10 protein-coding genes are annotated in these 11974 nt (G+C 60.3%); 2 read left to right on the top strand and 8 right to left on the bottom strand.

Going from position 1 to position 11974, the window contains the following annotated elements:
- Positions 1–123: 123 nt before the first annotated feature.
- From BM321_RS12405 to BM321_RS12370, 8 genes are all read right to left on the bottom strand, one after another.
- Entirely contained in the window at positions 124–1011 is an 888-nt protein-coding gene (locus BM321_RS12405) for an ABC transporter permease subunit (RefSeq protein ID WP_092203143.1), read from the bottom strand.
- Positions 1008–1928, bottom strand: a complete 921-nt coding sequence (locus BM321_RS12400) for an ABC transporter permease subunit (protein ID WP_057449505.1) — start codon at positions 1926–1928, stop codon at positions 1008–1010. The genes BM321_RS12405 and BM321_RS12400 overlap by 4 nt, the downstream gene beginning before the upstream one ends.
- On the bottom strand, positions 1925–3067 hold the full coding sequence (locus BM321_RS12395) for an ABC transporter ATP-binding protein (protein WP_092203145.1): 1143 nt from the start codon (positions 3065–3067) through the stop codon (positions 1925–1927). Before BM321_RS12395 ends, BM321_RS12400 begins: the two co-directional genes overlap by 4 nt.
- A gap of 58 nt (positions 3068–3125) precedes the next feature.
- Positions 3126–4223 carry a polyamine ABC transporter substrate-binding protein gene (locus tag BM321_RS12390; RefSeq protein ID WP_072405949.1) on the bottom strand — a complete coding sequence of 366 codons (1098 nt, stop codon included), beginning with the start codon at positions 4221–4223 and terminating at the stop codon, positions 3126–3128.
- 184 nt (positions 4224–4407) lie between these two features.
- Entirely contained in the window at positions 4408–5505 is a 1098-nt protein-coding gene (locus BM321_RS12385) for a polyamine ABC transporter substrate-binding protein (protein WP_092203147.1), read from the bottom strand.
- 181 nt (positions 5506–5686) lie between these two features.
- Positions 5687–7051: an aspartate aminotransferase family protein gene (locus BM321_RS12380; protein WP_092442707.1), complete on the bottom strand. Its 1365-nt coding sequence runs from the start codon at positions 7049–7051 to the stop codon at positions 5687–5689.
- A 58-nt stretch (positions 7052–7109) separates the two neighbouring features.
- The gene (locus BM321_RS12375; RefSeq protein ID WP_060740155.1) at positions 7110–8468 is read right to left on the bottom strand and encodes a glutamine synthetase family protein; all 1359 of its coding nucleotides are present in this window, start codon (positions 8466–8468) and stop codon (positions 7110–7112) included.
- 40 nt (positions 8469–8508) lie between these two features.
- A complete protein-coding gene (locus tag BM321_RS12370) occupies positions 8509–9285 on the bottom strand; it encodes a gamma-glutamyl-gamma-aminobutyrate hydrolase family protein (protein WP_092442706.1) in 777 nt (258 codons plus the stop codon).
- 278 nt (positions 9286–9563) lie between these two features.
- Between BM321_RS12370 and BM321_RS12365 the strand changes: the two genes are divergently transcribed.
- Positions 9564–10940, top strand: coding sequence for a glutamine synthetase family protein (locus BM321_RS12365; RefSeq protein ID WP_025216023.1), 1377 nt, complete (start codon positions 9564–9566; stop codon positions 10938–10940).
- A gap of 303 nt (positions 10941–11243) precedes the next feature.
- Positions 11244–11879, top strand: a complete 636-nt coding sequence (locus tag BM321_RS12360) for a TetR/AcrR family transcriptional regulator (protein ID WP_092442705.1) — start codon at positions 11244–11246, stop codon at positions 11877–11879.
- Positions 11880–11974: the final 95 nt, after the last annotated feature.

Here is an 11974-nt window from a genome sequence, read left to right as displayed (position 1 = left end):
AGGCGACCCAAAAAACTGTGGGAGCGAGCTTGCTCGCGAAGGCGGACTGACATTCAACCTTTTCGTCGACTGTCTCACCGCTATCGCGAGCAAGCTCGCTCCCACAGGTAGAGCTGCGTCGGGTTAGACCGGTGCGGTCTCGGCCCGGCGGACTTCCGGTTGTTTCCAGGAGTCGGCAGCGCTTTCTTCGATGGCTTGCTGGATCGCGCGCTTGCGACTCTCTTCGGCGCGGCGGCTGAAGTACCAGACCAGGAAGGTCACCAGCGACACCGCCAGGAGGATCAGGCTCGCCACGGCGTTGATCTCCGGCTTCACGCCCAGGCGCACGGCCGAGAAGACTTCCATCGGCAAGGTCGTCGAGCCGGGTCCGGAGACGAAGCTCGCCAGCACCAGGTCATCCAGGGACAACGCGAAGGACATCATGCCCCCCGCCGCCAGCGACGGTGCGATCATCGGGATGGTGATCAAAAAGAACACCTTCCACGGTCGGGCACCGAGGTCCATGGCCGCCTCTTCGATGGACAGGTCCAGCTCACGCAAGCGTGCCGAGACCACCACCGCCACATAGGCCGCACAGAACGTGGTGTGGGCGATCCAGATCGTGACGATGCCACGCTCCTGGGGCCAGCCGATCATCTGCGCCATGGCGACGAACAGCAGCAACAGCGACAGGCCGGTGATGACTTCCGGCATCACCAGCGGCGCGGTGACCAGGCCGCCGAACAGCGTGCGGCCCTTGAAGTGGGTGATGCGGGTCAACACGAAGGCCGCCAGCGTCCCCAGGGCCACCGCGGCAATCGCCGTGTAGCAAGCGATTTCCAGCGAGCGCACCACCGAGCCCATCAGTTGACTGTTGTCCAACAGGCCGACGTACCACTTGACCGACCAACCGCCCCACACCGTCACCAGTTTCGAGGCGTTGAACGAATAGATCACCAGGATCAGCATCGGTGCGTAGATGAACAGCAAACCCAGCACCAGCATCAGGCTTGAAAAACTGAAGCGCTTCATTCCTTGCCCTCCATTTCCTTGGCCTGACTGCGGTTGAACAGGATGATAGGCACGATCAGGATCGCCAGCATCACCACCGCCAGGGCGGATGCCACCGGCCAGTCTCGATTATTGAAAAATTCCTGCCACAGCACTTTGCCGATCATCAGGGTTTCCGGGCCGCCCAGCAGCTCCGGGATCACGAACTCACCCACCACCGGGATGAACACCAGCATGCAGCCGGCGACGATGCCGTTCTTGGACAGCGGCACGGTGATCTTCCAGAAGCTGTTGAAGGTGCTCGAGCCCAGGTCCGACGCGGCTTCCAACAGGCTGGCGTCATGTTTCACCAGGTTGGCGTACAACGGCAGGATCATGAACGGCAGATAGGAGTAGACGACCCCGATATACACCGCCAGGTTGGTGTTGAGGATCTGCAGCGGTTCACTGATCCAACCCATGCTCAGCAAAAAGCCATTGAGCAAGCCGTTGTTGCTGAGGATGCCCATCCAGGCGTAGACGCGGATCAGGATCGCGGTCCAGGTCGGCATCATGATCAGCAGCACCAGCACCGTCTGCATCTCTTTGCGGGCATTGGCGATGCCATAGGCCATCGGGTAGCCGATCAGCAGGCACAAGACCGTGCTGATCAGGGCCATTTTCAGCGAGCCGAGGTAGGCGGCGATGTACAACTCGTCCTCGCTCAGCATCGCGTAGTTGGCGAGGTTGAGCAGCACCTGCAGCTTCTGGTCGACGTAGCTGTAGATCTCGGTGTACGGCGGGATGGCCACGTCGGCTTCGGCAAAGCTGATCTTCAGGACGATGAAGAACGGCAGCATGAAGAACAGGAACAGCCAGATGAAGGGCACCCCGATGACCAGTTGGCGGCCACCGGGCGTTATTCGATCGAGTCGGCGTTTGAGTTTGCGCATGTTCATGAGCGAAGCACCACGCCGCTGTCGTCTTCCCACCAGACGAACACCTGGTCGCCCCAGGTCGGGCGCTGGCCACGGCGTTCGGCGTTGGCGACGAAGGACTGCACCAGCTTGCCGCTCGGCAGCTCGACGTAGAACACCGAGTGGCCGCCCAGGTAGGCGATGTCATGGACCTTGCCGCTGGACCAGTTGTGCTCGCAAGTCGGCGGCTCGGAAGTGACCAGCAGTTTTTCCGGGCGAATGGCGTAGGTCACGGACTTGTCCTGCACCGAGGTGCTGATGCCGTGGCCGACGTAGATGTTGCGGTCCAGGTCCTTGCAGGTCAGCACCGCGTGGCCTTCGGCGTCCTCCACCACTTCGGTCTCGAAGATGTTGACGTTGCCGATGAACTCGCAGACCAGCCGGCTGGTCGGGGTCTCGTAGATGTCGATCGGGCTGCCGATCTGGGCGATCCAGCCCAGGTGCATGATCGCGATACGTTCGGCCATGGTCATGGCCTCTTCCTGGTCGTGGGTCACCATGACGCAGGTCACGCCAACCCGCTCGATGATCTCCACCAGCTCCAGTTGCATCTGCGAGCGCAGTTTTTTATCCAGCGCGCCCATTGGTTCGTCGAGCAGCAACAGCTTCGGGCGCTTGGCCAGGGAACGGGCCAGGGCCACGCGCTGGCGCTGGCCACCGGAGAGCTGGTGTGGCTTGCGCTTGGCGTACTGGCTCATCTGCACCAGCTTGAGCATCTCCGCCACGCGGGCATCGATCTCGGCCTTCGGGATCTTGTCCTGTTGCAGGCCGAAGGCGATGTTCTGCGCCACGGTCATGTGTGGGAACAGGGCGTAGGACTGGAACATCATGTTGATCGGCCGCTCATAGGGCGGCATGTCGGTGATGTCCACACCGTCGAGGAAAATCCGCCCCTCGGTGGGCCGCTCGAAACCGGCCAGCATGCGCAGCAAGGTGGATTTGCCCGATCCCGAACCGCCGAGCAAGGCGAAGATCTCGCCTTTCTTGATTTCCAGGGACACATCGTCCACGGCAATCGTCTCGTCGAACTTCTTCGTGACCCGGTCGATTTTGACCAGCACCTGCTTGGGTGTCTGGTCGCCCTCGAGGGCTTTCTTATAGGCGCCGGAGGCAACTGCCATTTACGAAACTCCCACAGAATTTGCAGTTCGCCCCACGCGGACGAACAGAGTGTTGAGATTATTTACCCGACTTGACCTTGGTCCAGCTGCGGGTCATGAGGCGTTGGATCTTGGGCGGCAACTCGGAGTTGACGTAGAGCTTGTCGACGACCGCTTGCGGTGGGTAAACCGCTTCATCGGTGCGTACTTTCTGGTCCATCAGTTCGCCAGCCTTCGGGTTCGGGTTGGCATAACCGACAACGTCGCTGACCTGGGCGATGACCTCAGGCTTGAGCACATAGTTGATGAAGGCATGCGCTTGCTTGACGTTAGTGGCGTCACGCGGGATCGCCAGCATGTCGAACCAGAGATTGCCGCCTTCCTTGGGAATCACATAGGCGATGTTGACGCCCTTGCCGGCCTCGCTGGCACGAGCGCGGGCCTGGAAAATGTCGCCGGAGAAACCGGCCGCCACGCAGATCTCGCCATTGGCGAGGTCGGAAATGTACTTGGAGGAATTGAAATAGGTCACGTAAGGCCGGATCTTGAGCAGCTGCGCCTCGGCCTTCTTGTAATCTTCGGGGTCTTCGCTGTTGGGGTTCAGGCCCAGGTAATTGAGCATCGCCGGGATCATTTCATCGCCCGAGTCGAGGAACGAAACACCGCAGCTGGAGAGCTTCTTGATGTTCTCCGGTTCGAACAGCATGGCCCACGAATCGATCTTCTCGACGCCCAGGACCGCCTTGATCTTCTCGACGTTATAGCCGATGCCGTTGGTGCCCCAGAGGTAAGGCACGGCGTACTGGTTGCCCGGGTCGTTCTTTTCCAGGCGCTTGAGCAGCGCAGGGTCGAGGTTGGCGTAATTGGGCAACTGCGCCTTGTCGAGCTTCTGGAACGCCCCGGCCTTGATCTGCTTGCCCAGGAAGTGGTTGGACGGCACAACCACGTCGTAGCCGGTACGCCCGGCCAGCAACTTGCCTTCCAGGGTTTCGTTGGAGTCGAACACGTCATACACCGGCTTGATGCCAGTGGCTTTTTCAAAATCAGCCAGAGTGGTCTCGCCAATATAGTCCGACCAATTATAAATATGCACGGTGGAGGCGGCCTGGACACTGACGGCGAGCGTCAGGCCGGCGCCGACCAGCAAGGCGTTGCGTAACAAAGAAAAGACTGGCACGTGGAGGTCCTCTTAAATAGTTGGGCCCAAGTTGCCCCCGTTACTTGGCCACGATGGACCCTGCAACAAAACCGGCGCGCAACTTACCCTCGATAAACCGATCCAGCAAAACTTTTAGTTATTGAGTGGCTCCTGTTGCCGCCGCCGCGATGCCAGCGACAACAGGAGGATGCTTCAGACCGGCTTATTTACCGGATTTGATCTTGGTCCAGCTGCGGGTCAGGATCCGCTGGGTCGCAGGCGGCAGATCGCTGATGGCGTACAGCTTGGCCTTCACTTCATCCGATGGGTAAATGCTCGGGTCACCGGAGATTTCCTTGTCCACCAACGCGGTGGCGGCCTTGTTGCCGTTCGGGAAACGCACGCTATCGGTGATCTGCGCCATGATTTCCGGCTGCATGATGAAGTTCATCCATTTATAAGCGGCCTCGACATTTTCGGCATCCTTGGGAATGGCGACCATGTCGTAGAACGAACCGGCACCTTCCTTGGGAATGGTGTAGGCCACTTTCACTTTGCCGCCAGCCTCGGCAGCACGGCTCTTGGATTGCTCGATATCACCCGAGTAGCCCACGGCGACGCAGATGTTGCCGTTGGCCAGGTCGGAAATGTATTTGGAAGAGTGGAAGTAACCGATCGATGGACGCAACTTGAGGAACAGCGCTTCGGCCTCGGCCAGTTGCTTCTTGTCCTGGCTGTCGGTCGGGTAGCCAAGGTAATGCAGGGCCACCGGAATCATTTCGGTTGGCGAATCGAGGAAGCTCACGCCGCAGCTCTTGAGCTTGGCGATGTTCTCGGGCTTGAGCAGGGTGTCCCAGGAATCGATCTTGTCGACGCCCAATGCGGCCTTGACCTTCTCGGGATTGTAACCGATGCCGATGGTGCCCCACATGTAAGGGAAGGCGTGTTTGTTGCCCTGGTCGCTGGCATCGCCGACAGCCTTGAGCAGGTCGGTGTCCAGGTTCTTCCAGTTCGGCAGCTTGGACTTGTCCAGCTCCTGGTAGACGCCGGCCTTGATCTGCTTGGCCAGGAAGTTGTTCGACGGCACCACGATGTCATAACCGGACTTGCCGGCCAGCAACTTGGCTTCCAGGGTTTCGTTGCTGTCGAACACGTCGTAGACGACTTTGATCCCCGTTTCTTTCTCGAACTTGGCGACGGTGTCCGGTGCAATGTAGTCGGACCAGTTGTAGACATGCAGCACTTTGTCGTCCGCCTGGACGGCGCCCGCCATCACGCCCATCAGGGACATGGCGAGGAGGGTCTTGCCAGCTATCTTCATACCTAATGCCTTCATGGATTGATGCTCCGGTTATTCTTTTTAGCCACGTTCAGTAGCCGGCTCGCGGGCAACTTGAACAGGCGGTAGTCTGGCAAGTTACAGGGCAGGCTTTCAACACAAGCCCAGCCTTTTGTTCACGCTGGGCGAGGCCCTTGCAGGCACCTCGCTCAGAGCCTAGCACTTAGCCCTGCAACGCATTGAGCGTCAGGTCCAGGCACTGCCGCGCCTTGGCCACCAATTCATCGATCTCGGCCTTGCTGATCACCAGCGGCGGCGCAATGATCATGGTGTCGCCCACCGCGCGCATGATCAGCCCGTTATCGAAGCAGAACTGCCGGCAGATCATGCCCACGCCCTTGCCTTCGTAGCGTTTGCGCGTGGCCTTGTCCTGGACCAGTTCGATCGCCCCCAGCAAACCGACCCCGCGTACTTCACCCACCAGCGGATGATCGTTCAGTTCCCGCAAACGCTTCTGCAAATAGGGTGCCGTTTCGCTGTGGACACGCTCGATGATCTTCTCGTCGCGCAGGATGCGGATGTTTTCCAGGGCCACCGCCGCGGCCACCGGGTGACCGGAGTAGGTAAACCCGTGGTTGAAGTCACCGCCTTCGTTGAGCACCGCGACCACGTCGTCGCGCACGATCAGCCCGCCCATGGGGATATAGCCGGAGGTCAGGCCCTTGGCGATGGTCATCATGTGCGGTTTCAACCCGTAATGGTCGGTACCGAACCACTCACCGGTACGGCCGAAGCCACAGATCACTTCGTCAGCCACGAACAGAATGTCGTACTTGGCGAGGATTTCCTTCATGCGCGGCCAGTAGCTGTCCGGCGGCACGATCACACCGCCGGCGCCCTGGATCGGCTCGGCGATGAAGGCCCCGACGTTGTCCACGCCGATCTCCAGGATCTTCTCTTCCAATTGGTTGGCCGCCCACACGCCGAACTCCTCGGGGCTCATGTCGCCGCCTTCGCCGAACCAGTAAGGCTGGGCGATGTGGACAATGCCCGGGATCGGCAGGTCGCCCTGCTCGTGCATGTAGGTCATGCCGCCCAGGCTCGCGCCGGCGACGGTCGAACCGTGATAACCGTTCTTGCGGCTGATGATGACTTTCTTGTTCGGCTGGCTCTTGATCGCCCAATAGTGGCGGACCATGCGCAACATGGTGTCGTTGCCCTCGGAGCCGGAGCCAGTGAAGAACACATGGTTCATGCCTTCAGGGGCGATGTCGGCGATGGCTTTGGACAATTCCAGCACCGGCGGGTGGGCCGTCTGGAAGAACAGGTTGTAGTACGGCAGTTCGCGCATCTGCTGGCTGGCGGCATCGGCCAGTTCCTCGCGGCCATAACCGACGGCCACGCACCAGAGGCCGGCCATGCCGTCGAGGATCTTGTTGCCTTCACTGTCCCAGAGGTAGACGCCCTTGGCGTGGGTGATGATGCGCGGGCCTTTCTCTTTGAGCTGCTTGAAATCGCTGAACGGCGCCAAGTGATGATCGTTGCTCAGGGCCTGCCATTCACGGGTTTGCGGGTTGTTGCGGGTCATGCGAATTCTCCTGTTATCGGTGGGGGCGAAGCTGCCTGACGCAGCCTCGCCCGGCGCTTCAGACGGCAAAGAGCAGGAATTCCCGCTCCCACGAACTGATGACGCGCTTGAAGTTTTCATGCTCGGCCCGCTTGACCGCGACGTAGCCTGTGATGAATTTCTTGCCCAGGTATTTCTCGATGGTGGTGCTGTTTTCCATGCGCTCCAGGGCGTCTTCGATGGTCAGCGGCAAACGCAGGTTGCGGCGTTCGTAGCCACGGCCCACCACCGGCGCGCTCGGGTCGATGCCTTCGACCATGCCGATGAAGCCACACAGCAGGCTGGCGGCAATCGCCAGGTACGGGTTGGCGTCGGCGCCCGGCAAGCGGTTTTCCACCCGACGGTTCTGCGGCCCGGCGTCCGGCACGCGCAGGCCCACGGTGCGGTTCTCTTCGCCCCACTCCACGTTCACTGGTGCCGAGGTGTCCGGCAGGAAGCGGCGGAACGAGTTGACGTTGGGGGCGAACAGCGGCAACAGCTCGGGGATGAACTTCTGCAAGCCACCGATGTGGTGCAGGAACAGATCGCTCATGGTCCCGTCTTCATTGGAGAAGACGTTCTTGCCGGTTTCCTTGTCGATGATGCTCTGGTGCAGGTGCATCGCACTGCCCGGCTCGCCGGTCATGGGCTTGGCCATGAAGGTAGCGGCCACGTCGTGCTTGAGTGCCGCCTCGCGCATGGTGCGCTTGAACACCAGGATCTGGTCGGCCAGGGACAGGGCATCGCCGTGACGGAAATTGATTTCCATCTGCGCCGTGCCGTCCTCGTGGATCAGGGTATCGAGGTCCAGCTCCTGCAGTTCGCACCAGTCATAGACGTCTTCGAACAGCGGATCGAATTCGTTGGCCGCTTCGATCGAGAAAGACTGGCGACCGGTTTCCGGGCGGCCGGAACGGCCAATGGGCGGTTGCAGCGGAAAGTCCGGGTCGTCGCTGCGCTTGGTCAGGTAGAACTCCATTTCCGGCGCGACGATGGGCTGCCAACCTTTGTCGGCATAGAGCTTGAGCACTTTTTTGAGCACGTTGCGCGGCGACAGCTCGATGGGGTTGCCCTGCTTGTCGTAGGCGTCGTGGATGACCTGGGCGGTGGGCTCGATGGCCCAGGGCACAAGGAACACGGCGTTCTCGTCCGGGCGGCAGATCATGTCGATGTCAGCCGGGTCGAGCAGTTCGTAATAGATGTCGTCTTCGACATAGTCGCCCGTAACGGTCTGGAGCAGAACGCTCTCGGGCAGGCGCATGCCTTTCTCGGCGATGAACTTGTTGGTCGGCGAGATCTTGCCCCGGGTGATACCGGTCAGGTCGCCAATCATGCATTCGACTTCTGTGATCTTGTGGTCTTTCAACCAATCGGTGAGCTGGTCGAGGTTGTTACTCATAAATGCCTCTAGGCGTGAGTTTCCTGACGGCTATTAGTCGTCAGGCGTTGTTTGACGCATCCGCGTCGCGTTGTGTTGCCCTTGCTCGGCAGGCATCGCCAAATGCCTGGAAAATCGCAAGGTAGTGCGGGTTAGAGCTTACCTCCCATTCAGGGTGCCATTGCACACCTAAAGCAAAAGCCTTGCCTTCTGGCACTGAAACAGCCTCGATCAGGCCATCGGGCGCCACCGCTTCGGCCCGCAGCCCAGGCGCCAGGCGCTCGATGCCCTGGCTGTGGATCGAGTTGACCTCAATCGTCCGGGGCAGCCCCAGGCCTGCCAGTATGCCGCCAGGCTGGATGTGCACGGCGTGGGCGGGACCGTATTGGACCTCCACCGCTTGAGTATCGTCTTCACGATGATCGATGAACGTTCCGACTTCATGAACTTTCTGATGCAGGCTGCCGCCAAAGGCTACGTTCATCTCCTGGAAACCACGACAAATGCCCAGCACCGGGACGCCCGCCTCGACAGCGGCGCGGATCAGCGGCAGGGTGGTGGCGTCCCGGGCAGGGTCATGGGCAGTGCCCGGCGCGCTGGCTGGGCCCTGATAATGAAAAGGTTCTACATTGGAAGGAGAGCCGGTCAGAAGAATGCCGTCCAGGGCGTCCAGAATATCGGACGGCGGGAACAGATCCGCCAGGGACGGGACCAGCACTGGCAAGCCCTTGGCGGCTGTCGCGACAGCCCGGGCATATTTATCGCCGCTGGTGTGATAAGCATGCAGACCGATCTGCCTGGAGCAGGTGGTGACGCCGATTAACGGCAGGCGAGACATGAAGCACCCCGGTATTATTGCTGTTATGGGTTTGAATCGAGCTTAGCCTTGTTCATTTTTTTACACAACACCCCCGTAAAAAATACAACACGGCCCGCTCAAGCCTGCGGGCGCCAAGGCCCCTAAAGGGAAAAAAACGCCCTAAATTGCCTCAAAAAAGCCCTGCAGGTGCTTTTTTAGGGCAAAAAAGGCCCTGCTTGACTTCGGCATGCCGTTCGGGTTGACTGGCTTTCGAAGAGATCAATGATTGATATTTTTAACAACAAAGGTGTTGCATCATGTCGGTACCCCCGCGTGCCGTTCAGCTTAACGAAGCGAACGCGTTCCTTAAGGAACATCCTGAGGTTCTGTACGTTGACCTTCTGATTGCGGATATGAATGGTGTGGTGCGCGGCAAGCGCATAGAACGCACCAGCCTCCACAAGGTTTACGAGAAAGGCATCAACCTGCCGGCCTCTTTATTTGCTCTGGATATCAATGGCTCTACGGTGGAAAGCACCGGCCTGGGCCTGGACATCGGTGATGCTGACCGGATCTGTTATCCCATTCCTGACACCCTGTGCAACGAGCCTTGGCAGAAGCGCCCGACTGCGCAACTGTTGATGACCATGCACGAACTCGAAGGCGAACCTTTCTTCGCCGACCCGCGTGAAGTCCTGCGCCAGGTCGTGACCAAGTTCGATGAACTGGGCCTGACCATCTGCGCCGCATTCGAGCTGGAGTTCTACCTGATCGACCAGGAGAACGTGAATGGACGCCCACAACCGCCTCGCTCGCCGATTTCCGGCAAACGCCCGCATTCGACACAGGTCTACCTGATCGATGACCTCGACGAATACGTCGATTGCCTCCAGGACATTCTGGAAGGGGCCAAGGAGCAAGGCATTCCCGCCGACGCCATCGTCAAGGAAAGTGCCCCGGCGCAGTTCGAAGTGAACCTGCACCACGTGGCCGATCCGATCAAGGCTTGCGACTATGCGGTCCTGCTCAAGCGCCTGATCAAGAACATCGCCTACGACCATGAGATGGACACCACCTTCATGGCCAAGCCGTATCCGGGCCAGGCGGGCAATGGGTTGCACGTCCACATTTCGATTCTGGATAAAGACGGCAAGAATATCTTTGCCAGCGAGGATCCCGAGCAGAACGCCGCACTGCGTCACGCGATCGGCGGTGTGCTCGAGACCCTGCCCGCGCAGATGGCTTTCCTCTGCCCGAACGTCAACTCCTACCGTCGTTTCGGCGCACAGTTCTACGTGCCGAACTCGCCGACCTGGGGCCTGGACAACCGCACCGTGGCCTTGCGCGTGCCGACCGGCTCGGCCGATGCCGTGCGCCTGGAACACCGCGTCGCCGGTGCCGATGCCAACCCCTACCTGCTGATGGCGGCCGTGTTGGCGGGCGTGCACCATGGCCTGGTCAACAAGATCGAGCCCGGTGCGCCGGTGGAAGGCAACAGCTACGAGCAAAACGAGCAAAGCCTGCCGAACAACTTGCGCGATGCCCTGCGCGAGCTCGACGACAGTGAAGTCATGGCCAAGTACATCGATCCGAAATACATCGATATCTTCGTGGCCTGCAAGGAGAGTGAGCTGGAGGAGTTCGAACACTCCATCTCCGACCTCGAGTACAACTGGTACCTGCATACCGTGTAAGCGGTTGCGGTAAAAAAGAAACGCCGCAGGCCTTCGGGGCTGCGGCGTTTTTTTTTGCACTTGGGTGGATGGCCGCCTTCGGCGGATCGCGAGCAAGCTCGCTCCCACACTGTGTTCGGTGATGCCTTCAACATCCCGGCCACCGCCCTCCCCTGTGGGAGCGAGCTTGCTCGCGATGGGGCCCTTTCAGTCAACACTCATCAGTGCCTGTCCCACCGCCATCCCCCTGTGAGAGCAAGGCAGCCGGGAAGACAACACCGGACCCGGCTCGTACAATGCCCGGCAGCCCCGCAGGAGAGCTTCATGACACGCATCGCCACACCTCGCAAACCCCGTGCACGCAGCCAGGCCCGGATCGACACCATTCTCGATGCCGCCCGTACGCTGCTTGCCGCCGAAGGCGTGGCCAGCCTGTCGATCTACAGCGTCGCCGAGCGCGCCGGGATCCCGCCCTCCTCCGTGTACCACTTCTTCGCCAGCGTCCCGGCCCTGCTCGAAGCCCTGACCGCCGACGTCCACGCCGCTTTTCGCGCGGGCCTGCAAGCACCGATCGATCATGCCGCGCTGAACCATTGGCACGACCTGTCACGGCTGGTGGAACAGCGCATGCTCGCCATCTACAACCAGGACGCCGCCGCTCGCCAGCTGATCCTGGCTCAGCACGGCCTGACCGAAGTCACCCAAGCCGATCGCCAACACGACCTGGAGCTGAGTGACTTGATGCACAAGGTATTCGACCAGCATTTCGCCCTGCCGCCCCTGCCCGGCGACGTCGATGTGTTTGCCCTGGCCATGGAACTGGGCGACCGCGTCTACGCCCGCTCGATACAGCAGCACGGCCACATCACCCCACGCATGGCCGAAGAAGGCATGCGGGTGTTCGATGCGTACCTGGGGCTGTACCTGCCGCCCTATTTGCCCAAGCGTGAGAGCGTCTGATTTTGCCAAGTTCGTTGGGTCAGCGCCAATAGCCACCGGACCAGCCCGAGCACGCTCAATGCAAGGCCCCCACCTCGATCTTGCGCGCGGTTTTC

The sequence above is a fragment of the Pseudomonas sp. NFIX10 genome, from assembly GCF_900111955.1.
Lineage (GTDB): Bacteria > Pseudomonadota > Gammaproteobacteria > Pseudomonadales > Pseudomonadaceae > Aquipseudomonas > Aquipseudomonas fluorescens_AA.
This window is presented reverse-complemented; position numbering and strand designations above follow the sequence as displayed.